Source organism: Streptomyces sp. NPDC051310, from assembly GCF_044455245.1.
Classification (GTDB): domain Bacteria; phylum Actinomycetota; class Actinomycetes; order Streptomycetales; family Streptomycetaceae; genus Streptomyces.
In genome coordinates this window covers 30,798-53,519 of record NZ_JBITEO010000031.1, presented here as the reverse complement: position 1 = coordinate 53,519, position 22,722 = coordinate 30,798, and the positions used below count along the sequence as shown (strand labels likewise).

At 74.5% G+C, this 22,722-nt stretch carries 17 protein-coding genes; 10 read left to right on the top strand and 7 right to left on the bottom strand.

Annotated elements, in window-relative coordinates; all coding sequences use genetic code 11:
- The first annotated feature begins 109 nt into the window (after positions 1-109).
- From ACIA79_RS31240 to ACIA79_RS31215, 6 genes are all read left to right on the top strand, one after another.
- Positions 110-3,334, top strand: coding sequence for an FHA domain-containing protein (locus ACIA79_RS31240; RefSeq protein WP_399431789.1), 3,225 nt, complete (start codon positions 110-112; stop codon positions 3,332-3,334).
- 135 nt (positions 3,335-3,469) lie between these two features.
- Positions 3,470-4,864: an ABC transporter substrate-binding protein gene (locus ACIA79_RS31235; protein WP_399431762.1), complete on the top strand. Its 1,395-nt coding sequence runs from the start codon at positions 3,470-3,472 to the stop codon at positions 4,862-4,864.
- Positions 4,865-4,868: 4 nt separating this feature from the next.
- Entirely contained in the window at positions 4,869-6,221 is a 1,353-nt protein-coding gene (locus ACIA79_RS31230) for a carbohydrate ABC transporter permease (protein WP_399431761.1), read from the top strand.
- Entirely contained in the window at positions 6,218-7,084 is an 867-nt protein-coding gene (locus ACIA79_RS31225; RefSeq protein WP_399431760.1) for a carbohydrate ABC transporter permease, read from the top strand. Before ACIA79_RS31230 ends, ACIA79_RS31225 begins: the two co-directional genes overlap by 4 nt.
- 86 nt (positions 7,085-7,170) lie before the next feature.
- Positions 7,171-9,432, top strand: coding sequence for a CDP-glycerol glycerophosphotransferase family protein (locus ACIA79_RS31220; protein ID WP_399431759.1), 2,262 nt, complete (start codon positions 7,171-7,173; stop codon positions 9,430-9,432).
- Between the two features lie 143 nt (positions 9,433-9,575).
- On the top strand, positions 9,576-9,719 hold the full coding sequence (locus ACIA79_RS31215) for a hypothetical protein (protein WP_399431758.1): 144 nt from the start codon (positions 9,576-9,578) through the stop codon (positions 9,717-9,719).
- An 89-nt stretch (positions 9,720-9,808) separates the two neighbouring features.
- Here ACIA79_RS31215 and ACIA79_RS31210 read toward each other — a convergent pair whose 3' ends face one another.
- The 5 genes from ACIA79_RS31210 to ACIA79_RS31190 all read right to left on the bottom strand — a co-directional run bounded on the left by ACIA79_RS31210 (position 9,809) and on the right by ACIA79_RS31190 (position 16,987).
- Complete coding sequence (locus ACIA79_RS31210) at positions 9,809-11,452, bottom strand: glycosyltransferase family 2 protein (RefSeq protein ID WP_399431757.1); 1,644 nt, start codon at positions 11,450-11,452, stop codon at positions 9,809-9,811.
- Complete coding sequence (locus ACIA79_RS31205; RefSeq protein WP_399431756.1) at positions 11,449-13,668, bottom strand: CDP-glycerol glycerophosphotransferase family protein; 2,220 nt, start codon at positions 13,666-13,668, stop codon at positions 11,449-11,451. Before ACIA79_RS31205 ends, ACIA79_RS31210 begins: the two co-directional genes overlap by 4 nt.
- Positions 13,669-13,793: 125 nt before the next feature.
- Positions 13,794-14,168 carry an SMR family transporter gene (locus ACIA79_RS31200; RefSeq protein WP_399431755.1) on the bottom strand — a complete coding sequence of 125 codons (375 nt, stop codon included), beginning with the start codon at positions 14,166-14,168 and terminating at the stop codon, positions 13,794-13,796.
- Positions 14,169-14,178: 10 nt separating this feature from the next.
- The gene (locus ACIA79_RS31195; protein ID WP_399431753.1) at positions 14,179-15,750 is read right to left on the bottom strand and encodes a methyltransferase domain-containing protein; all 1,572 of its coding nucleotides are present in this window, start codon (positions 15,748-15,750) and stop codon (positions 14,179-14,181) included.
- A 37-nt stretch (positions 15,751-15,787) separates the two neighbouring features.
- A complete protein-coding gene (locus ACIA79_RS31190; protein WP_399431752.1) occupies positions 15,788-16,987 on the bottom strand; it encodes a glycosyltransferase family 39 protein in 1,200 nt (399 codons plus the stop codon).
- Positions 16,988-17,224: 237 nt separating this feature from the next.
- Here ACIA79_RS31190 and ACIA79_RS31185 point away from each other — a divergent pair, with 237 nt between their 5' ends.
- The 4 genes from ACIA79_RS31185 (at position 17,225) to ACIA79_RS31170 (ending at position 21,208) form a co-directional block, all read left to right on the top strand.
- Positions 17,225-18,295 carry a glucose-1-phosphate thymidylyltransferase gene (locus tag ACIA79_RS31185; protein ID WP_399431751.1) on the top strand — a complete coding sequence of 357 codons (1,071 nt, stop codon included), beginning with the start codon at positions 17,225-17,227 and terminating at the stop codon, positions 18,293-18,295.
- The gene (gene rfbB, locus ACIA79_RS31180) at positions 18,292-19,284 is read left to right on the top strand and encodes a dTDP-glucose 4,6-dehydratase (protein WP_399431750.1); all 993 of its coding nucleotides are present in this window, start codon (positions 18,292-18,294) and stop codon (positions 19,282-19,284) included. The genes ACIA79_RS31185 and rfbB overlap by 4 nt, the downstream gene beginning before the upstream one ends.
- Positions 19,281-20,177: a dTDP-4-dehydrorhamnose reductase gene (gene rfbD, locus ACIA79_RS31175; RefSeq protein WP_399431749.1), complete on the top strand. Its 897-nt coding sequence runs from the start codon at positions 19,281-19,283 to the stop codon at positions 20,175-20,177. Before rfbB ends, rfbD begins: the two co-directional genes overlap by 4 nt.
- A gap of 119 nt (positions 20,178-20,296) precedes the next feature.
- Complete coding sequence (locus tag ACIA79_RS31170; protein WP_399431788.1) at positions 20,297-21,208, top strand: D-alanyl-D-alanine carboxypeptidase family protein; 912 nt, start codon at positions 20,297-20,299, stop codon at positions 21,206-21,208.
- Positions 21,209-21,329: 121 nt separating this feature from the next.
- Here the strand turns inward: ACIA79_RS31170 and ACIA79_RS31165 are convergent, their stop codons facing one another.
- The gene (locus tag ACIA79_RS31165) at positions 21,330-21,962 is read right to left on the bottom strand and encodes a dTDP-4-dehydrorhamnose 3,5-epimerase family protein (protein ID WP_399431748.1); all 633 of its coding nucleotides are present in this window, start codon (positions 21,960-21,962) and stop codon (positions 21,330-21,332) included.
- A 55-nt stretch (positions 21,963-22,017) separates the two neighbouring features.
- Positions 22,018-22,677: a TetR/AcrR family transcriptional regulator gene (locus tag ACIA79_RS31160; RefSeq protein WP_399431746.1), complete on the bottom strand. Its 660-nt coding sequence runs from the start codon at positions 22,675-22,677 to the stop codon at positions 22,018-22,020.
- Positions 22,678-22,722: the final 45 nt, after the last annotated feature.

The following is a 22,722-nucleotide window of genomic DNA, read 5'->3' as shown; positions in this document are numbered from 1 at the left end:
GAGGATGCACCCAGCACTGAACCGGACGACGCGTCCGCAGTGGAGGGGGACGCCGGGCCGCTCCCTTCTCCTTGCCGGGCGCGCCGCGCAGAAGGGACCGCTGACGGCGATGCAGATCCGGCTGACCGTCCTCGCGGCGCCGCTCGGCGGCCAGACCGCGGGACGCGCCTGCGACGTGCTGGTCACCGCCCCGGCGGGGACCGCGCTGGCCGCCGTGGCCTCCGGGCTGGCCGCCGCCGTCGCCGGCCCCGACGTCTCCGGGTCGGTCGTGCTGTACGCGGGCGGGGAGCGGCTGGACGCGCAGCGCCGGGTGCTGGGCGAGCCGCCGCTGGTGGACGGCGCGGTGCTCTCCCTCCAGGCCCCGGCCGAGGACCACGCCCCCGCGGACGGCGCCGCGGTACGGCTCCACGTGGTCGCCGGACCCGACGCGGGCGGCGTCCACCTGCTGCACGGCGGTCAGATCCGCATCGGCCGCTCCGCCGACGCGGACGTCCCGCTGGACGACCCGGACGTCTCGCGCCTCCACTGCGCGGTGACGGTCGCCGAGGACGGCCGCGTCACGGTCGCGGACCTCGGCTCCACGAACGGCACCTCCCTCGACGGCACGGCCGTCGGCTCCCGCCCGGTCCCGCTGCGGCCGGGCGCCCTGCTGCGGCTCGGCGAGTCCACCCTGCGGCTGAGCGCGGGCGCCCCGGCGACCGCGCCGCTCCCGACCGCCCCCGACGGCGAAGGACACCTCCGCGTCCCGTCGCGCACGGCCCCGGCGCCCAGCGCCGGCTCCCCCGGTCCCGCCGCCGCGCCGGTCGGCGCTCCGTCCGCCGCGGCCGCTGCGCCCGCAGGGCCGGGCGGTCCTCCCGCCGCGATCGCCGGCCCCACCCGCAGTGCCGGCGCCCGCCCGGACACCGCGGAGCACGGCCCCCAGGCCCCGGCCGGCGGCGCCGGGCAGGCACCCGCCGGGGCGACCGGCCCGGCGGGCGGGGGCGACACCGCCACCCACGGGCAGGGCGCCCGCTTCCCGCACGCGCCCGCCGGCGCCGGGCCCGCCCCCGGGCAGGCGCCGACCGGCCCGGACGGCCTCCCCGGGGACGGGCGCGACACGGAACCGGCCGCCGGCAGGGGGGCCCGCAGACGGGGCATAGGCGCCTGGGCGCGGCGGCTCGCGGGCGGCCGCGGTGACGACGCCGCGGGCGCCGCGGCACCCGGGCTTCCCGAGGCGCGGGGCTCCCGCGCCGGCGGCGGCGAGACGTGGCCCGACCCCTCCGCCGTGCTGCTCACGGCGCTCGGCCCCGGGCCGAGGCTCTGGGAGCGGGGCCCCGGGCACCCCGAGGAGCTCGTCATACGGCTCGGCACGACCGACCGGGCCGACCTGCCGTCCGTACCCGTCACGGTCGGGCTGCGCGAGGCGGGGTCCCTCGCGCTGGCCGGGCCCCGGGCGCGGCTCATGGGCCTGGCCCGCTCCGTCGTGGCGCAGCTCGCCGCGCTGCACGCGCCCACCGATCTGGAGATCGTGCTGATCGGCAGCGCCGCCCGCAAGCGCGACTGGGCCTGGCTCGGCTGGCTGCCGCACCTGCGGCCGGCCCACGGGCAGGACTGCCGGCTGCTGCTGGCGTACGACCGGGAGCAGGCGGCCGCCCGCGCCGCCGAGCTGACACGGCGCCTCGACGACGGGCCGCTCGGTCCGGGATGGGCGAGCGCGGAGCGGAGGGCGGTCGCGGAGGCGGCCGAGCGGTACGACGGGCCGCGCACGGTCGTGATCGTCGACGGCGACCCCGGCTCCGCGGCGCTGCGCGAGACGTCCGCCCGGCTGGCCGGGGCGGGCGCGGCGGCCGGCATCCACCTCGTCTGTCTCGCCGAGACCCCGGCGGCCTCACCGCTCTCCCCGGTCGGCGCCACCTACGAGGCGGCGTGCGCCGCGTCCCTCGCCTTCCGCGAGTGCGGGGCCGTCGCCCTGCTGTCCGGTGATGTGGCGACCGCGCTGCGGCTGATGCGGACGGCGGGCGGGCAGCCCGCCGGGCACGGCACCGTCGGCACGGTCGACGCCGTCTCCCCCGCCTGGGCGGAGCGCTTCGCGCGGGCGCTGGCGCCGCTGCGCACCGAGGGGGCCGCGCCGCGGGGCCGGGCGGCCGCCACGGCGCTGCCCCCGTCGGCGCGCCTCCTCGACGAGCTGGGCCTGGCCCGCGCCACGCCCGCGTCCCTGCTGGCCCGCTGGGCGTCGGCGCCCGACGGTACGGCCGTGCTGGGCACGGGCCCGCGCGGCCCGCTCACCGTGGACCTCACCGCCGAGGGCCCGCACCTGCTGGTCGAGGGCCCGGCCGGCAGCGGCCGTACGGAGCTGCTGCGCGCGGTCGCCGCCTCGCTGGCCGCCGCCTCCCGGCCCGACCGGCTCGCGCTGCTGCTGGTCGACGGCGCGGGCGGTGAGCGCGGCGAGGGCCTCGCGCCCTGCATGGAGCTGCCGCACGCCACGGAGCACCTGGTGGCCGCGGATCCGGTCAGGATGCGGGCGTTCGCCCAGGCGCTCGGGGCGGAGCTGAAGCGGCGGGCGGAGCTGCTGGGCCGCCAGGAGTTCACCGAGTGGCACACCCAGCGGGAAGTGGCCGACCGCCTGATCGGTCCGCGCCGCCCCGCGGACGGCGAGCAGGCCGCCCGGGAGCCCCGCGATCCCCGCCCGGCCGACCGCCGGCTGCCCGACCCCCGCGCCGGCGACCCCACCACCGCCGACCTCGACGCCGCGGCGACGGGCGGCACCCTGCGCCTGCGTCCCACCGCGCGCGGCGGCGGGAACCCGGCGGACGTACCGCCCCCGCTGCCGCGCCTGGTCGTCCTGGTCGACGACTACGACGCGCTGGTGGCGCCGGCGCTCGGCAGCCCCGGCCGGCCGGCCGCCGGTTCGGTGGTCCGGGCACTGGAGGCGGTGGCCCGCGACGGCCACCGGCTCGGCGTGCACCTGGTGGCGTCGTCCGCCCGCCCCGACCGCACGGCGGACACGGAGCTGGCCCGCCGCGCCCGGCTGCGTGCCGTGCTGGACGCCCCGCCCGCCGCGCCCGGCCCCGACGACCCGGCGCCGGGACGCGGCCGGCTCGGGCACCCCGACGGGCGGGTGACGCCGTTCCAGACGGGCCGGGTCACCGGCCGCATCCCGCGCACCGCGACCCAGCGGCCGACCGTCGTCCCGCTGGACTGGGAGCGGATGGGCGACCCGCCGACCCGCCGGCCGGTGCGCGAGCTCGGCAACGGGCCGACCGACCTGGCGCTGCTCGCCAGCGCGCTGGACCGGGCGGCCCGCTCGCTCGACGCGGCCCCGATACCGCCACTGACGACTCCCAGCCATCGCTGACGTGACGTCACGAGCCGATCACGATGCGGCTCTTGACACGGCAGGCGGTATTGCGGCACCCGTGCACCCGGCGTAGACCTGACCTCACGGGACGCGTACGCGCACGGGTAAGTGCACGCAGGAGACGGGGCAGTGATGCGCACAACTCTTCGCACGAGCACACGCACGGCACGGACGACACGCACGGCACTGACGGCGCTGGTGGCCGCCGGAGCCCTCGCCCTCGCGGGCTGCGGCGACGGGGGCGGCGGGAAGGACGCCGGCCCCGGCGGGAGCAAGGCCCCGGGCGAACCGGCGGCGACCGTCGAACTGCCGAGGCTCGACGGCCGAAAGCTCCAGGTCGTCGCGGTCTGGACCGGCCCCGAGCAGGCGGCCTTCACCAAGGTCCTCGACGCGTTCGAGAAGCACACCGGCGCCGAGGTCGCGTACGTCCCGACACAGGACGCGATGCTCAACTACATCGGCACGAAGATCGCGGGCGGCGCCCCGCCGGACGTGGCGATGCTCCAGCAGGTCGGCGCGCTCCAGCAGGCCGTGGAGCGGAAGTGGGCCAAGCCGGCCGGCCCCGGGGCGAAGGCCCAGCTGGCCAAGAACTACTCCCGCGGCTGGCAGGACCTGGGCGCGGTCGACGGCACCCAGTACGGCGTGTACTTCAAGGCCGCCAACAAGTCGCTGATCTGGTACAACACCGCCGTCTTCGAGAACGCCGGCGTCTCGGAGCCGAAGACCTGGAAGGAGCTGCTCACCACCGCCGAGACGGTCTCCGCCTCCGGTGTGACGCCGTTCTCGGTCGGCGGCGCGGACGGCTGGACCCTCACGGACTGGTTCGAGAACGTCTACCTCTCGCAGGCCGGGCCGGAGAAGTACGACCGGCTCGCCCGGCACGAGATCAAGTGGACCGACCCGTCCGTGCGGCAGGCCCTCACCACCCTCGCCGAGCTGTTCGGCAAGCCGGCCCTGATCGCCGGCGGCGCGGACGGGGCGCTGCAGACGGAGTTCCCGGCCTCCGTGACGCAGACGTTCACCGGCGGCGACCGGCCCAAGGCCGGCATGGTCTTCGAGGGCGACTTCGTCTCGATCAACATCGCTCAGACCGATGCCAAAATCGGTACGGATGCGAAGGTGTTCCCCTTCCCCGCGGTCGGCGCCGAAGCCCCGGTGGTCACGGGCGGCGACGTGGCCGTCGCGCTGACCGACAACCCCGCGGCGCAGGCCCTGCTGACGTTCCTCGCCTCACCCGACGCGGCGCGGATCTGGGCGGGCGAGGGCGGCTTCATCTCCCCGAACAAGTCGCTGGCCCCGTCGGCGTACCCGAACGACGTGCAGCGCGACATCGCCAAGGCGCTCATCGCGGCGGGCGACGACTTCCGCTTCGACATGTCGGACCAGATGCCGCAGTCGTTCGGCGGCACCCCCGGCAAGGGCGAGTGGAAGGCGCTGCAGGACTTCCTGAAGAACCCGAAGGACATCGCGGGCACCCAGGCCCGCCTGGAGGCCGACGCGGCCAAGGCGTACCAGAACAAGGGCTGAGGCCATGGCAGCGCCCGCCACCGCCCCGAAGCGCACCCCCGCCCCCGGGCCCGCCCCCGGCCGCAGGAGCGTGACCGGCACCCGCAGGCTCGTCGCGGCCGGCTTCCTGCTGCCCGCGCTGCTGCTGCTCGGCGCGCTCGTGGTCTACCCGATCGCGTACTCGGTCCACCGGTCGTTCTTCGACCGCTCCGGCGACTCCTTCGCCGGGCTCGCCAACTACGTGGAGATCTTCACCGACGACACGATCCTCACCGCCGTGAAGAACAACGCCGTGTGGGTGGTGGTGGCCCCGACCGTCGCCACCGCCCTCGGCCTGATCTTCGCCGTGCTGACGGAGCGGGTCCGCTGGGGCACGGCCTTCAAGCTGGTCGTCTTCATGCCGATGGCGATCTCCATGCTCGCCGCGGGCATCATCTTCCGGCTGGTGTACGAGCAGGACCCCGACCGCGGCGTCGCCAACGCCGTCTGGGTGGGCGTGCACGACACGTTCGCCGAGTCGGCCGGCTACCCCGGGGCCCGCCCCCTGCCGGTCCACCCGCTCGAGGCGGCGGACGGCGGGGCGTTCGTCACGGACCGGCCGGTACGGGCCGGCACACCGGCCGAGCTGCCGCTGGTCGGCGTGGCACCCGCCGACATGCCGCAGGACGCGGAGCCCGCGACGGCGCCCCCGCCCGCCGCGGACGGCCGGGTCACCGGCACCGTGTGGCTGGACTTCACCCGGGGCGGCGGCGGCACGCCCAACGCCATCGACGCCCGGGAGCCCGGCCTGCCCGGCATCGAGGTGGAGGCCGTCAAGGACGGCCGGGTCGTCGCCACGGCCACGGCGGCCGCGGACGGCACCTTCAGCCTCCCCGCCGAGGCCGACGGCTCCCGTCTGCGCCTGCCCGGGTCGAACTTCCGCGAGCGCTACAACGGCGTCGACTGGCTCGGCCCGTCCTTCGTCACCCCGGCCATCATCGGCAGTTACGTGTGGATGTGGGCGGGCTTCGCGATGGTGCTGATCGCGGCGGGCCTGGCGGGCCTGCCGCGCGAACTGCTCGAAGCGGCCCGGGTGGACGGGGCCAACGAGTGGCAGGTCTTCCGCCGCATCACGGTGCCGCTCCTCGCACCGGTCCTCGCGGTCGTCCTCGTCACCCTGATGATCAACGTGCTGAAGATCTTCGACCTGGTCTTCATCATCGCGCCGGGATCCGTCCAGGACGACGCCAACGTCCTGGCGCTCCAGCTCTACCGCTCCTCCTTCGGCACGGACGCCCACCTGGGCGTGGGCAGCGCCATCTCCGTCCTCCTGCTGCTGCTGGTGATCCCGGTGATGTGGTTCAACATCCGGCGCATCCGGAAGGAGACGCGGCGATGAGCGGCCGTACCCGGCAGAGCCCGGCCACGCGCATCGCGGCCCGCGCCGCCGGGGGCGGGCTGCGCGTGTTCCTCGTCCTCGTCGGGCTGTTCTGGCTGATGCCGACCGTCGGGCTGCTGCTGTCCTCGCTGCGCGACCCGTCCGACATCAGCTCCTCCGGCTGGTGGCGGGTGTTCACCGCGCCCGCGCAGCTGACCACCGACAACTACGCCTCGCTGCTCGACAACGACACCATCACCGGCTCGCTCCTCTCCACCGTCCTCATCACCGTCCCGTCGACGGTCCTCGTCATCGTCATCGGGTCGTTCGCCGGGTACGCCTTCGCCTGGATGGAGTTCCCCGGCCGGGACTGGTGGTTCCTGCTCGTGGTGGGCCTGCTCGTCGTGCCCGTCCAGGTGGCGCTCGTCCCCGTGTCGGAGCTCTTCGGCGAGATCGGCATCTTCGAGACGACGCTCGGCGTGGTCCTCTTCCACGTCGCCTTCGGCCTGCCCTTCGCCATCTTCCTGCTGCGCAACTTCTTCGCGGAGATCCCCCGCGAGCTGCTGGAGGCGGCACGGCTCGACGGCGCCGGCGAGATACGGCTGTTCACGCGGGTGGTCATGCCGCTCGGCGGCCCGGCCATCGCCTCGCTGGGCATCTTCCAGTTCCTGTGGGTGTGGAACGACATGCTGATCGCGCTGATCTTCGCGGACTCCGGCTCACCGCCGATCACGGTCGCGCTCCAGCAGCAGGTACGGCAGTTCGGCAACAACATCGACGTCCTCGCGCCCGGGGCGTTCGTCTCGATGGTGATCCCGCTCGCCGTCTTCTTCGCCTTCCAGCGCCAGTTCGTGTCGGGGGTGATGGCCGGGGCGGTCAAATGACGTACAGGTCAGCGGCCGTACACCCGCATGTCCCCCGTATGCCACGGGACGCGTAACCCGGTCGGTCCACCGGAAGTTCCCGGGCCATGCCCCGGTTCAGCGTCATCGTCCCCGCGTACCACGTCCAGGCCTATCTGCACGCCTGCCTGGAGTCGGTGCTCTCCCAGTCCTGCGACGATCTCGAACTGATCGCCGTGGACGACTGCTCGCCCGACGGCTGCGGCGCGATCATCGACGAGTTCGCCGCCCGTGACCGCCGGGTCATCGCCGTCCACCTGCCGGAGAACTCCGGCCTGGGCCCCGCCCGCAACGCCGGACTCGCCCACGCCACCGGCGACTACCTGGTCTTCCTCGACGGCGACGACACCCTCGCCCCCGGTTCCCTCCGGGCCGTGGCGGACCGCCTCAAGGAGACCGGCGACCCGGACGTGCTGGTGTACGACCACGTCCGTACGTACCCCACCGGCGAGGTCGTCCCCAACGAGTTCCGCGCCCACCTCGCCGAGTCCGGCCCGGCGCCGTTCGTGCTCGCCGACCGCCCCGGGCTGCTGAAGGTGCTGATGGTGGTGTGGAACAAGGCGTACAAGCGGGAGTTCGTCGCACGCGAGGGCTTCACCTTCCCGCCCGGGTTCTACGAGGACACCCCGTGGACCTACCCGGCGCTGATGGCCGCCGGGTCGATCGCCACCCTCGACCGGGTGTGCGTGCACTACCGCCAGCGCCGTACCGGCTCCATCCTGAGCACCACGAGCCTGCGCCACTTCGATCTGTTCGACCAGTACGAGCGGCTCTTCGCGTTCCTCGACACGCGCCCCGAGCTGGCGTGCTGGCGCCCGGTGCTGCGCCGGCGCATGGCCGACCACTTCACCTCCGTCTTCATGGCCCCCGGGCGGCTGCCGCGCGGCACCCGCGCCGCCTTCTTCCGCCGCGCCAGGGCCCACTACCGCCGCCACCGCGCGGCCGGTGCCGCTCCGGCCCCGGCCGCCCGCGCGATCGCCGTCCCGCGGCTCACCACCCGCCTGCGCCACGCCCTGGTGCGGTTCGGCAGCCACCGCACCTACCGCGCGCTGATGGCCGCGCGCACGGCGAAGCGGCGCGCCGCGGCGGGCGGCCGCCGGGTCGCGGGGGCGGTGTGCGGCGCGCTGCTCCAGCTGCACTACCGCATCCAGCGGTGCCTGCCGGTGCGGGACGACCGGGCCGTCTTCAGCGCCTACTGGAGCCGCGGCTACGCGTGCAGCCCGGCCGCGATCGAGGAGCGGGTGCGCGAGCTGGCCCCGCACGTGCGCACCGCCTGGATCTGCGCCCCTGCGCACGCGCACACCGTGCCGCCGGGCACGCGCAGGGTGCGGCCCGGTTCGGCCGCGTACTGGACGGCCCTGGCCAGGTCCAAGTACCTGGTCAACAACGTCAACTTCGACCGGCGGATGGTCAAGCGGCGCGGACAGGTGGTCGTGCAGACCCAGCACGGCACGCCGCTGAAGCACATGGGCCTGGACCTGATGCACCGGCCGGCCGCCGCCCGCGGCATGGACTTCGCCGGGCTGCTGCGCGCCGTCGACACCTGGGACTACCTCGTCTCCCCCAACCGCCACGCCACGCTCGTGTGGGAGCGGGTCTACCCGGCCGGCTACCGCACGCTGGAGTACGGCTGTCCGCGCAACGACGTGTTCCAGCGGGCGGGGGCCGCCGACGTCGCCCGGCTGCGGGAGACGCTCGGCATCCCCGAGGGCCACACGGCGGTCCTGTACGCGCCCACCCACCGGGACTACGTGACGCCGCAGCCGCGCCTGCTCGACCTCGAGCGGGTGCTGCGGGCGCTCGGCCCGGGGTTCGTGATCCTGGCGCGCCCGCACCCGACCCACGGCGACGGTCCGCCACCGCCCGCCCACCCGCGGGTCATCGACGTCTCGGCCCACCCCTCGGTCGAGCAGCTGTGCCTGGCGTCGGACGTGCTGGTGACGGACTACTCGTCGCTGATGTTCGACTACGCCAACCTGGACCGGCCGATCGTGGTGCACACCGAGGACTGGGCGGCGTACGAGGCGGCCCGCGGCACCTACTTCGACGTGAGGTCCTTCCCGCCGGGCGCGGTGGCCCTCTCCGAGGACGAGCTGATCGACATCTTCGTCACCGGGCACTGGCGGGGCTCGCGCTCGGCGCAGCTGCGCGCCGCCTTCCGGGCGCGGTTCTGCCCGTACGACGACGGCGGTGCGGCCGAGCGGGTGGTGCGGCACGTGTTCCTGGGCGAGGACCCGCAGCGGCTGGCACCCGTCGTCCCGCTGGAGGAGCGCCGCCCGGCCCCGTCGATGGGCGAGGCGGTGTCGGCGCTGTTCCCGGCGCCCCGGTAAGGGCGCGCGACCCGGGCCCGGGCTCTCCCCGGGGGACCCGGTGGTGTGCTCCCGTCCCGCCGCCCGGCCGCCCGGCCCGGGGTCACGCCGCCCACGGCGACCCGGGCCTGGTCCGGGCGGCCAGGGACGCCTTCACCTCGTCGATGTCCACCACCCTCACCGTCAGCGCCATCGGGGTTTTCGCCGCAGCGCTCCTCACCGTGGTGGTCATGCGCGGCGGCCGGAACGCGGTCCCCGCCGAGCAGGCGCCGCAGGCCCCGGAGAAGGAGGCCGTACCGGCCGCGTGACCGGGGGCGTCACCTCTCTTCCGCACACACCGTTCCGCGCCGGAGGCCGGCACCCGCCCAGGGTGCCGGCCTCCCGCATAAGACAGCTCCTAGCCGCGTACGAGTGCCCGGGCGACCCGCCGTACCGCGCTGCGCCGCACCACCGGGGCCAGCAGCCGCCCCACGCTGCCGGCGGGCCGCCACCGCACCTGCAGCCGCCCCGCGCCGCGCCCCTCCGGCTCCACGGTGATCCGGTGCCGCGCGGGCCCCGTCACCTCGAACGGCGTGAAGTCCGTCGGCGCCAGCAGCACGCCCGTGCGGCTCGCACGCCCGTCCGTCACCTCCAGCACCGGGTGGCGCACGCCCCAGAAGCCGTGGACGGGCAGGGCCACGGCCGACAGGTCGAGCCGTGCGGTGCCCTCGAAGACGCCGCGCCCGGCCGGGTCCAGCCGTACCGGCACGGTCGTGCGCCGCCCGCCCGGCGCGAGGTGCAGGGACGCGGGCTGCGGCGCGAGCGGCAGGCGCAGCCCCGGGTCGTACGTCCGCACCGCCAGCTCCACGGCCGTGCCCGCGTGGACGAGCCCGGTGATCTCGTGCCGGAACCGGGCGGCGGCGAACGGGCAGCCCTCCAGGTCCAGTTCCGTCACGTCCAGGTCCTCGCGCGCCGCCGCGCCCACCGGCAGCGCGCTGCCCCAGTAGGTGCGGCCCCGCGCGGGATCCGTCACCGTCCCGCGCGGCCCCACGCCGTGGCCGAGGCCCCGGGCGGCCAGGCGCGCCTCCTCGTACCGGCCCTCGCGCAGCAGCCCGATCACGACCCGCTCGTCGCGGCCCAGCCGCGCGTACGCGGCGGCGCACAGCCCGTCCAGGTAGGGCACGGTCTCGGCGGCGAACCCGGCGACCCACGCCGGCTCGCGGTGGGGCAGGTCCCCCGCGTACAGCCGGAAGTCGTGCGAGAGGAACTTGAAGTCCTTCTCCTCCCGGACGGCCGCGGGGACGCCCTGCCCGTCCAGGAACGCGTCGATGAGCCGCGCGATCCGGATCCGGTCGCGCACGTTGGACATCAGGTGCCGCCGGTTGGAGATGGTCGCCGCCTCGCGGTCGGCGTGGGGGGCGATGTACCAGCGGTAGACCGGTTCGGTGATGACGGTGAAGGCGCGGGCGAGGGTGTACGCCTGGGCGGAGAAGAGCTGGTCCTCGTAGTGCAGGCCCTCGGGGAAGCGCAGGTTGTGCCGGTCGAGGAACTCCCTGCGGTACATCTTGTTGGTCGACAGCGGCTCGAAGAGCATCCGCGGCTCCTCCGCGATGCCGCGGACCGTGCGCCGGCGGCCGAAGAGCGGCGCCATCCAGGTGGAGGTGGCCCCGGTGTCGGTGCGCACCCGTTCCACGGCGCCCATCGCGAAGTCCGCCTCCGTCTCCCGGTGGGCGGCGAGCAGCAGTTCCACCGCCCGCGGGGGCAGTTCGTCGTCGCTGTCGAGGAACATCAGGAACGGGGCGCGGGCGATCTCCAGGGCGCGGTTGCGCGGCGCGGAGCAGCCGCCGCTGTTCTGCTCCAGGCGCAGCACGCGGATCCGGCCGTCCTTGGCGGCAAGCGCGGCCGCGACCTCGGGGGTGGCGTCCGTGGAGTGGTCGTCGCTGATGACGATCTCCAGGGCGCGGTGGGTCTGGGCGCGCACGGAATCGACGGCGCGCGGCAGCCGTGCGGCGTCGTTGTGGACGATGACGGTGACGGTGACGTCGGGGACGGTGGTCGTCATCGGCGCGCGGCCTCCTCGGGGGTGGGGGCGGGGGTGCGCCGGCCGACCGGCAGCACGGGCGGCAGGCCCTCCTCGCCCTCGCCCAGGAAGACGCGGCGTACGACGCGCTCGGCGGCGTGCCCGTCGTCGTACTCGCAGAACCGCAGCCGGAAGTCGTGGCGCTGTTTGCGGGCGGTCTCGTCGCACCAGGCGGTGGAGGTGAGGATGTCGGTGAGGTCGGCCTGGCCGCGGGCGACGGGGCCCGGGGCCTCGGCCGTCAGGTCGAAGTAGACGCCGCGGACGCGGGTGTACGTCTCCCAGTCGTCGGCGTGGATGACGATGGGCCGGTCGAGGTTGGCGTAGTCGAACATCAGCGACGAGTAGTCGGTGAGGAGGGCGTCGGCGGCGAGCGCGAGCTCCTCGACGGGGTCCCAGCCGGTGACGTCGAGCACCCGGGCGTGGCGCGCGCCGCCCGGCAGCCGGTCGTGGAAGTAGTGGCCGCGGACGAGCAGCACGGTGTCGTCGCCGAGCCGGTCGGCCAGTTCCGGCAGGTCCAGGCGGGGTGTCCAGCCGGCCTCGTGGTCGCGGTGGGTGGGGGCGTACAGGACGGCCCGGCGGCCGGGTTCGATGCCGAGGCGTGCGCGGGCGGCCAGGACGTCCTCGGCGGTGGCGCGGTAGTAGACGTCGTTGCGGGGATAGCCGTAGTCGAGGGACCGGTAGCCGGAGGGGTAGGCACGGGCCCAGGTCTCGGTGGAGTGGCTGTTGGCGGAGATGCTGTAGTCCCAGCGGTCGATGCGCTCCAGCAGCGACTCGAAGTTGAGGCCCTGGGCGGCGGCCGGGTGGTCGCGCTGGTCGACGCCCATGCGCTTGAGCGGGGTGCCGTGGTGGGTCTGGACGTGGACGCTGCCCGGCCGCTTGACCACGTCGTTCGGGAAGTTGACGTTGTTGACCAGGTACTTGGCGCGGGCGAGGACGTCCCAGTAGCGGGCGCTGCCGGGGACGACGTGGTCGGTGCCGGGCGGCAGCAGCGGGACGCGGTCCTCCTCGGTGATCCACACCTGGCGGATGTCGGGGGCGAGTTCGGCGAGCTCGGCGGCGATGGCGGCCGGGTTGCAGTGCACGCCGCGGCCCCAGTACGCGGAGAAGACCACGAGGTCCTCGTCCAGGCGGCGGCGCAGGGCCCGGTGGTAGCGGCGCCGGGCGCGTACCGCCGCGAGCCGCTCGGTCCCGGCCGCGAGGGTGGCCCCGGCGGCACGGCGCCTGTCGTTGGCGGCGCGCAGCGCCCGGTAGGGCAGGGCGGCGTTGCGGGCCAGGAGGTGGTGGCGCACGCCGTCGAGACCGCGCGGGAGGCGGTGGCCCTCGGGACGGAGGCGGGCCGCGTGGTCGGCGGCACGGCGGAAGTACTCGGGGACCAGGGCGGGGGGCAGTTCGTCGCGGCGGGCGAGCGTGGTGAGGTAGTCGCCGGTCATCCGGTCGTAGAGTCGGCCCAGCACGGCGGGCGGCGCGTCGCGGGCGATGGCCAGCCGGTGCAGCCGCTCGTACTGGGCGAAGGCGGCGAAGTGCCGCTCGGGGCCGGCGGCGCGCCGCTGGACGGGGCGGTCCTTGCGGTGGGTGAGCGCCACGGTGTCGCAGCAGGCGACGCCGCGGGCCGGCACCAGTACGGCGTACGCCAGGTACAGCTCGTCGTGGCCCTCGGTGGCGAGGAGTTCGGGGTGTGCGCCGAGGAGCCGGGCGCTGACGAGCCGGGCGCCGAGCACGGGCGCCAGGTCCAGCAGCGCGGGTTGCTCGGCGAGGCGGGCGGGGCCCGCCAGGCGGATGAGGAGCTCGGTGTCGCCGCTGGGTGCGGCGTCGTCCCACCAGTGCGCCACCCGGTGGTCGCACACCAGCACGTCGGGCGCGTCCGGCCCCTCCGCGGGCAGGCGCGCGGCGAGCGCGGCCGCCGCCCCCTCGGGCAGCAGGTCGTCGGGGTGCAGGAACTGCAGGTACGCCCCGGTCGCGGCCCGCGCCGCGGCGGCCCGGGCGGCGGCCGCGGGCGCGTGCGGCGAGACGGGCACCACGGTGACGCGCGGGTCGCGCATCTCGTGGGCCTCGGCGAGCGCGCGGGCCGGGGTGTCGTCGAGCGGGACGGTCACGACGACGTCGAGCTGGGCGTACGACTGCGCGGTGACGCTCTCCAGGCAGGCGCGCAGCCGGCTGAGCGGGGCGCGGCCGGACACGACGACGCTGAGACGGGCCATGGAGTCCTTCCGGGGCTGGGGCCTGTCCTCCGGATCAGGCCGGACCGGTGGGCGGGTCTGGAAGACGGGCCGCAGGGGCTGTCCTGTCGATCAGGCCGGAGCCCGGCGTGATCGACAGTGGCGGGCTAGTTCCGCTGGCCGGCGAAGACCGTGATGAGGCCGATCACCACGAGCAGCGAGCCGGCCCAGGTCCACGGGGAGGTCCGCTCGTGCAGCAGGGTCGAGCCGGCCAGCACGATCAGCAGATAGCCGAGGGCGTTGAAGGGGTACGCGACCGACAGCGGCACCCGGGCGAGGGTGGACATCCACGCCACGGCGGACACCGCGAAGACGGTGAGGCCGAGCACCACCCACGGGGTGGTCGCGGCGCGGACGGCGAGGGAGCCGCCGGTCCGCTCGACGGTGGCGGCGGCGGCCCGCATGCCGTGCTTGAGCATGATCTGCCCGGCCGCCGAGGAGAACACCGCGAACAGCAGCAGCAGGAGGCTGGCCGGGGTCAACGCCCCCCTCTCAGACGCCGACGCGATCGGTGCGGGCGGCCGCACCGGCCGCGCCGATCGCGTCGGCGGGGATGAACTGACGGTTGAGGATGTCCTGGACATCGATGTGCTCCCCAGCGATGATCGTCCGCGCCGCATGCGGGGTGAGCAGTGCGACGTACTGGTAGCCGAAGAGGGTGGGCCGGATCCGGGTCAGCAGCTTCGACAGACCGCCGAGCGCCCGGGCGGCCGGTCCGCCGCCGAGCACCGACCAGAAGGGCGCGCCGGTCGAGCGGATCGACAGCACGTCGTAGCCGGCGGAGCGCACGGTGCGGCGCAGGCTGGCGCGGCTGAAGAAGCGCAGGTGCGTCTCGTCGAGGATGCCGCGACGGTCGTAGTCGAAGACGCCGAGCGCCACGCGCAGGCGCGAGTACCAGTGTCCGAAGTTCGGTACGGACAGCAAAACGTGCCCGTCGGGGCGCAGGACGTCGCGCAGCTGGGCGAGCAGCCGCTCGGGGCGGGAGAGGTGCTCGATGACGTCTCCGGCGACGACGTAGTCGTACCCGTCGCCGATGCCGTCGGGCAGGCCCTCCTCCAGGTCGGCGAGGAGGAAACCGCCGGAGCACCGGTCGCGGACCCCCTCTACCTCGACGCGGTCGACGCCGGTGACCTGGTGGCCGAGGGCTTCGAGGCGTTCGGCGAACAGGCCGCCGGAGCAGCCGACGTCGAGGACGCGGCCCGGGGGGAGGGCGCGCATCCGGTCCAGGATGGCGGCGTGCGAGGAGCCGTCGCCCTCCTTGAAGGCGTACTCGACCGGCTTGGGGATCCAGTCGCAGGTGCCGAAGCCCTTCTTGGCCAACCGGTATTCGAGGACGTCCTTGACGACGTCCTTGGCGTAGCGCAGGCCGTTGACGTAGCAGATCTCGTCCCCGTAGTAGGTGGGGATGGGGATCTCCTTGATGCGCATCCCGGCGTCGGCCATCTGCACGATGATCTGGGTGTCGAAGTCGAAGGCGTCGGTGTTGCGCTCGATGGGGAGCCGGCGCAGGGCGTCGACCCGGTAGGCGCGGTAGCCGGAGTGGAACTCGGTGAGGGAGGAGCCGAGGAGTCTGTTCTCCAGCCGGGTCAGGATGCGGTTGCCGAGCCACTTGTAGGCGGGCATGCCGCCGCGCAGGGCGTCCCGGGGGCGCATCATGCGGGAGCCGAAGACGGCTTCGCACTCGCCGCGTTCGAGCGGCTCGACCATCTGCGGCAGCAGCTCGGGGGCGTACTGCCCGTCGCCGTGCAGCAGGACGATGATGTCGAGGCCGCGCTCGGCGGCCAGGGCGTACCCGGCCTTCTGGTTGCCGCCGTAGCCGAGGTTCTTGGTGTGGCGCATGACGACGGTGGGCGGCATGCCGGCGAGCTGGGACCAGCGGCAGCCGGCGGTGAAGGTCGCGTCGTGGCTGGCGTCGTCGAGGATGAGGATCTCGGCGATCCTGGGCCGGAAGTCGGCGGGGATGCGGTCGAGGGTCTTCTCCAGGGTGGACTCGGCGTTGTACGCGACGACGAGGATGCCGATGCGGGGGCCGGCGGCGGGGCTGTCGGGACTGACGGCACTCACGGGACTTCTCCACTCTCGGGTGTCGGGGCACACGGGGTCAGGTGGCTGAGGGGGCCGACCGCGTCTCCGTACGCGGCTTGGCGATGTCCACCGCGGGGACCGGGCCGGGGGGTTCGGCCCCGCTGAGGAGGCGGTGGACGCCGGTCGCCACGCACACCACGAGCACGGCCCACCCGAGGGCGCCGAAGGCCATCTCGGTGTCGGTCCAGTGGACGGGCCGCTGCCCGGAGTAGACGGAGGCGGTCACGCCGCCGACGACGACGCCGTACGCGATCCCCTGCCACAGGCCGATGACGAAGAGCCCGGCGGCGGGCCAGGCCAGGTACTGCACACCGGACGCGGTGCTCAGCGCGAGCAGCAGGCCGAGCGAGACGGCGACGGCGACGGGCGTGTCGGCCGGGCGCCGCCAGGCGAGCCACGCGCCGGCGGCCATGATGGCGGCCACGATCAGGAAGTGGCCGTCACCGCGGACGAGGGCCACGTACGGCTCCGGCACCCCTGCCCAGCGGGCGAAGCGGATGATGCCCCAGAAGCTGAAATTGCCGCCCGCGTACTCCAGCACGTTCGCCTTGAGCGCGCCGGGCACGGTGGCGAGCACCGGCCCCCAGATCACGAGGAACACCGCCGAGAAGCCGGCCGTGAAGCGGAGCAGGACCGGGCGCCCGGCGCGCAGGGCGGCGACGAACAGCAGCGGCACCGCCACGACGGGGACGATCTTCACGCTGACGCAGAGCGCCGCCGCCACCCCGGCGGCCTTCGGCATCCTCCGGTCGGTGAGCAGGTACGCGGCGGCGAAGGCGAACAGGACGGCGACCGAGTCGGTGTTGCCGTGGTAGCCGGAGGTCGCCACCAGGACCGGGCACAGGGCCGCGCCCAGCGCGCAGGCGACGGCCGTCCGCAGCCGGGCCCGCCTCCGTACGATCTCGAACACCAGCAGCACGGTGACGAGGTCGGCCAGGCAGGCCGGGAAGCGGATCAGCGGCCGCCACGGCACCCCGTGCTGCGCGAGCCACTCCATGCCGAGCAGCATCCAGCTCGCCAGCGGCGGGTGGTTGTAGACGGGCAGCCACGGGAGCGGTTCGGCGTAGACGCGGATGGGGTCCGTCCGGGCGATGGCCCGCGCGAAGCCCCAGAAGAACCGCACATCGGCGGGCCCGCGGGTGGACGCCGCGAGCGCGACCTTCGAGACGAACGCGACCGCCGCGACGACGAGGACGACGATCCGAGCCTTTCGCACATCCCATGACAGAGACGACATTCGTCCGTTCATGGTGGACGAACGTAGCAATACTAGCGGTACGACGCGAAGCACCTATAAACACACTTAAACCACACTAGAGTTCACATTACCCACATCACCGCCTCAAAAGGGATTTAATGAATCACACGTATGGCTCACGGCCGGACGTCATTCGTGGCGCCCAACTCTCGTGCGCACCCCGCACCTTGTCACCGCCCAGCTGAGGCAGGCCCAGTGAAAGCACTCGTACTCTCCGGAGGAGCCGGCACCCGGCTGCGCCCCATCACGCACACCTCCGCCAAACAGCTCGTGCCCGTCGCCAACAAACCGGTGCTCTTCTACGGGCTCGAATCGATCGCCGCCGCCGGGATCCGGGACGTCGGGATCATCGTCGCGCCCGACACGGCCGGGGAGATCCGGGACGCCGTCGGCGACGGCGCGCGCTTCGGCCTCCGGGTGACCTACCTCCCGCAGCACGCGCCGCTGGGCCTCGCCCACGCCGTGCTGATCGCCCGGGACTTCCTCGGCGACGACGACTTCGTGATGTACCTGGGCGACAACTTCATCGTCGGCGGGATCACCGACCTGGTCGAGGAGTTCCGCTCCACCCGCCCGGACGCGCAGATCCTCCTCACCAAGGTGCCCGACCCGCGCGCCTTCGGCGTCGCCGAGCTCGACATCGACGGGCGGGTGGCCCGCCTGGAGGAGAAGCCGGCCCACCCGCGCAGCGACCTCGCGCTGGTCGGGGTGTACCTGTTCTCCCCCGCCGTGCACGAGGCCGTCCGCGCGATCCGGCCGTCCGCGCGCGGCGAGCTGGAGATCACCCACGCCCTGCAGTGGCTCATCGACGCACGGCGCACGGTCAAGTCGACGATCGTCTCCGGCTATTGGAAGGACACCGGGAACGTCGAGGACATGCTGGAGGTGAACCGTTCCGTCCTGGAGCTGCTCACCCCGGCCAACGAGGGCTCGGTCGACGCCGCCACCGAGATCATCGGCCGGGTCCGCATCGGCGCCGGTGCGAGCGTGCGCGGCTCGCGCATCGTCGGCCCGGTCGTCATCGGGGCGGGCACGGCGGTGGAGAACTCCTACATCGGCCCCTCCACGTCGATCGCCGAGAACTGCCGGGTGACGGACAGCGAGATCGAGTACTCCATCGTGCTCAGCGGCTCGTCGCTGCACGGCGTGGGGCGCGTGGAGGCGTCCCTCATCGGCCGTAACGTCGAAATCACCCCCGCCCCGCCCATCCCGGCCGCCCACCGCCTGGTGCTCGGCGATCACAGCAAGGTGCAGATCTCCTCATGACCACCCCCGTCACGCGCCTCCTGGTGACCGGCGGCGCCGGATTCATCGGCTCGCACTACGTCCGTACGCTGCTGGGCCCCTCCGGGCCGGGCCACGCCGAGGTGACGGTCCTCGACCGCCTGACCTACGCCGGCAACCCCGCCAACCTCGACCCGGTCCGCGACCACCCCGGCTTCGCCTTCGTGCACGGCGACATCCGGGACGCGGACCTGGTCGACAAGCTCGTCTCCGAGCACGACGGCATCGTCCACTTCGCCGCCGAGTCGCACGTGGACCGCTCCATCCTCGGCGCCGCCGAGTTCGTCCGCACGAACGTGCTGGGCACGCAGACGCTGCTGGACGCGGCGCTGCGCCACCGCCTCCCCCGCTTCGTCCACATCTCCACGGACGAGGTGTACGGCTCGATCGAGGCGGGCTCGTGGACGGAGGATTCGCCCGTACGGCCCAACTCCCCGTACGCCGCCTCCAAGGCGTCCAGCGACCTGATCGCCCTCGCGTACCACCGCACCCACGGCCTGGACGTGCGGGTCACGCGCTGCTCGAACAACTACGGCCCGTACCACTTCCCCGAGAAGGCCGTCCCCCGCTTCCTCACCCGCCTCCTGGAGGGCGGCCGGGTGCCGCTGTACGGGGACGGCTCGCACGTCCGGGACTGGCTGCACGTCGACGACCACGTGCGCGCGGTCGAACTGGTCCGGACGCGGGGCCGCGCGGGCGAGGTCTACAACATCGGCGGCGGCACGGAGCTGTCCAACCGCGAGCTCGCCGGCGCGCTGCTCGACGCGTGCGGCGCCGAGTGGTCCCGGGTGGACCACGTGGAGGACCGCAAGGGCCACGACCGGCGGTACTCCGTCGACTGGAGCAAGATCCGCGACGAGCTGGGCTACCGGCCGGCCAGGGACTTCGCGACGGGCCTGGCCGAGACGGTCGCCTGGTACCGCGAGAACCGCTCCTGGTGGCGGCCGCTGCTGACCCGGGCGGCGCTGTGACCTGGCTGGTCACGGGCGCGGGCGGCATGCTCGGGCAGGACGTGCTGGCCTGCCTCGGCGGCGCGGGGACCGGCCTCACACGCCGTCAGCTGGACCTGCGCGACCGGCCGGCCGTACGGGCCGCGCTGTCGGCCCTGCGCCCGGCGGTGGTGGTCAACTGCGCGGCCTGGACGGCGGTGGACGACGCCGAGGCGCACGAGGCGGAGGCGCTCGCGGTGAACGGCACGGGGGTGCGGCACCTGGCCGAGGCGTGCGCCGCGGCGGGCGCACGGCTGCTGCACGTCTCCACGGACTACGTCTTCGACGGCCGCGCGCGCGTGCCGTACGCCGAGGACGCGGCGCCGGCCCCGCGCACCGCGTACGGCCGCACCAAACTGGCGGGCGAGCGCGCCGTCCTGGAGGTGCTCCCCGAGGACGGCTACGTGGTGCGGACGGCCTGGCTGTACGGCGCGGGCGGCGCCAGCTTCGTCCGCACCATGCTCCGGCTGGAGGCGTCTCGCCCCTTCGTGGACGTGGTGGACGACCAGCGCGGCCAGCCGACGTGGAGCGCCGACGTGGCGCGGCGCCTGGTGGCCCTGGGCCGCCGCGGCGCTCCCCCGGGCGTCTACCACGCGACGAGCTCGGGCGACGCCACCTGGTACGACCTCGCCCGCGCGACGTTCCGGCTGCTGGGCGCCGACCCCGGGCGCGTCCGCCCCGCGCCGAGCACGGCCTTCCCCCGCCCGGCGGCTCGTCCCGCGTACAGCGTGCTGGCCCACGGGCGGTGGCGCGAGGCGGATCTGACGCCCCTTCGGGACTGGCGGGAGGCGCTGGCGGAGGCGCTGCCCTCGCTGCTCGCCCGGCCGGTGCCGGGGGTGCGGACGCCGCGGGGGACCCCGGCCGAACACGCTTAACACTGCCGTACATCCATACGACCGTCTCGTACGTCTTGTATCGGGGCCCGCCTACCGGCCCGGCCCCTCCTCGACGTGACGAAACGGGAGCATTCCCTTTGATATCGACCCGAACCGGCGTGCGCCGCGCCGCCACTGTCGCCCTCACCAGCGGTCTGCTGCTCACGGCCTCGCCGCTCGCCTCGCCGGCGCAGGCGGCCCCCGCGCCGACCATCAGCGCCTCGGGCGGCTACCTGATGGACCAGTCGAACGGCGCGGTGAAGTACACCAAGGCCGCGGACACCCGCCGCCAGATGGCCAGCACCACGAAGATCATGACCGCCGCGGTCGTGCTCGGCACCCCGGGCGTGGACCTCAACCGCAAGGTCACCATCAAGCAGGCGTACCGGGACTACGTCACCCGCAACGGCGCGAGCACCGCCGACCTGCGCACCGGTGACAAGGTCACGGTCCGTCAGCTGCTGTACGCCACGATGCTGCCGTCCGGCTGCGACGCGTCGTACGCCCTCGCCGACACCTTCGGCACCGGCACGACGGCCGCGGCCCGCACCAAGTCGTTCATCGCCAAGATGAACCAGAAGGCCGTCGCGCTGGGCCTGAAGAACACGAAGTTCGACTCGTTCGACGGCATCTCGTCGGCCGGGAACAACTACACCACCCCGCGCGACCTGGCGAAGATCGCCCGGCACGCCTACGCGAACGCCAACTTCAAGGCGATCGTCAAGGCCACCTCGTACAAGAGCACGGCCACCACCAGCACGGGCGGCACCCGCACGTACACCTGGTACAACACCAACAAGCTGCTCGGCTCCTACAGCGGCGCCAACGGCATCAAGACCGGCACCGGCACGGCCGCCGGCCCGTGCCTCGTCTTCGCCGCCACCCGCGGCACCAAGACGTACATCGGTGTCGTCCTCAACGGCACCGACCGTTACCGCGACGCCGCGAAGATGCTCGACTACGGCTTCGGCTCCACGACCGCCGCGACCATGAAGCTGCGGTCGCTCCCGGTCGGCGCGCAGCGCGACTGATCCCGCCTTCCGTGCCGTGCGGGCGCCCCTGCGGTGCCCGCACGGCACGGGAGATCCCGGCCCGCCCCAGGGGCGATTTCTCCTGGAACCTCCGCTTCCGTCCCCGTGCGGGTGGCTGCCCTCAGCGGCCGGCCGGTACGCGCGGCCGGCCGTCCGTCCGGGACGCCCGAAGCGCCGCGTACCAGGCGGCGCACTCCTCGTACGACGGCAGCAGGCCCGCCCGTTCGGCCTCCGCGAGCGCGGGAGCGGCCGCGTCCTTGTCCGACAGGACGGGCGCGAGGCCGTCCGGCCACGTGATGGCGAGGTCCGGGTCGAGCGGGTGGATGCCGTGCTCGCGGGCGGGGGCGTAGCCGCGGGAGCAGAGGTAGACGACGGTCGCGTCGTCCGTCAGCGCCATGAAGGCGTGGCCGAGCCCCTCGGCGAGGTACAGGGCCCGGTGGTCGCGGTCGTCCAGCCGCACCGCCTCCCAGGCCCGGTAGGTGGGCGATCCGGTGCGGATGTCGACGACGACGTCCAGGACGGCGCCGCGCACGCACGTCACGTACTTGGCCTGCCCCGGGGGCACGTCGGCGAAGTGGATGCCACGCAGGGTGCCGCGGCTGGACACCGAGCAGTTGGCCTGCGCGAGGCCCAGCCCGTGCCCGGCGGCCCGGTGGAGGTCCGGCGCCCGGAACCACTCGTGGAAGCTGCCCCTGCTGTCGTGGAACACCCGCGGCTCCATGACCCACGCACCGTCGATGTCGAGCGCACGCACTGTCGGCCCACCGTCCTTTCGTGACGGCAGGCTCAACCGCCCCCGGCGCCCGGCGTCACTCCCCGGGCGGCCGAGCGGGTGACGGGCCCTCCCGGGAGGTGAGCGCCGCGACCGCCGCCGCGGCGAGGTCGTCCAGGTAGCCCTGCGGGAGCGGGGAGCGGACGACGACGAGCCGCCAGTACAGCGGCCCGATGATCAGGTCGAGCGCGCGGTCCGGGTCGGCGTCCCGCGGCAGCTCGCCGCGCGCCACCGCGTCCCGCACGACCGCCGCGGCCACGCCCTGCTGGCTGTCCAGCAGGGCGGCCCGGACGGCGTCGGCGATCTCGGGGTGGCGGGCCGCCTCCACCAGCAGGTCGGGGATGACCTGCGAGGCGACGGGGTGGCGCAGGGCGTGGGCCGCCACCTCCAGGAGGGCGCGGACGTCCCCGTACAGCGACCCGGTGGCCGGGGCGGGGAGGCCGCGCGCGGCGAAGGCGGTCAGCAGGTCGAGGACGAGCGACAGCTTCGACTTCCAGCGCCGGTAGACGGCGGTCTTGCCGACGCCCGCGCGCCGGGCGATGCCCTCGATGGACATGCGGGCGAAGCCGACGGCGGCGAGTTCCTCGAAGACGGCGGTGCGGATCGCCTCCGTCACGTCCTCGCGGAGCACCGCGGCCCCCGCGGGGGCGCGGCGGGGGCTGCCGGGGGGCGGCGGTGGAGTCATGCCCCGGATCATAGCGCGACAGGTTCGTCACGACGGGACGGTTGCGTTCCGACGTAA

Bases quoted from the DNA above. Each gene is read 5' to 3' on its own strand.
- ACIA79_RS31240 (WP_399431789.1), top strand. From the start codon at position 110: ATGCAGATCCGGCTGACCGTCCTCGCGGCGCCGCTCGGCGGCCAGACC.
- ACIA79_RS31235 (WP_399431762.1), top strand. From the start codon at position 3,470: ATGCGCACAACTCTTCGCACGAGCACACGCACGGCACGGACGACACGC.
- ACIA79_RS31230 (WP_399431761.1), top strand. From the start codon at position 4,869: ATGGCAGCGCCCGCCACCGCCCCGAAGCGCACCCCCGCCCCCGGGCCC.
- ACIA79_RS31225 (WP_399431760.1), top strand. From the start codon at position 6,218: ATGAGCGGCCGTACCCGGCAGAGCCCGGCCACGCGCATCGCGGCCCGC.
- ACIA79_RS31220 (WP_399431759.1), top strand. From the start codon at position 7,171: ATGCCCCGGTTCAGCGTCATCGTCCCCGCGTACCACGTCCAGGCCTAT.
- ACIA79_RS31215 (WP_399431758.1), top strand. From the start codon at position 9,576: ATGTCCACCACCCTCACCGTCAGCGCCATCGGGGTTTTCGCCGCAGCG.
- ACIA79_RS31210 (WP_399431757.1), bottom strand. From the start codon at position 11,452: ATGACGACCACCGTCCCCGACGTCACCGTCACCGTCATCGTCCACAAC.
- ACIA79_RS31205 (WP_399431756.1), bottom strand. From the start codon at position 13,668: ATGGCCCGTCTCAGCGTCGTCGTGTCCGGCCGCGCCCCGCTCAGCCGG.
- rfbB (WP_399431750.1), top strand. From the start codon at position 18,292: ATGACCACCCCCGTCACGCGCCTCCTGGTGACCGGCGGCGCCGGATTC.
- ACIA79_RS31160 (WP_399431746.1), bottom strand. From the start codon at position 22,677: ATGATCCGGGGCATGACTCCACCGCCGCCCCCCGGCAGCCCCCGCCGC.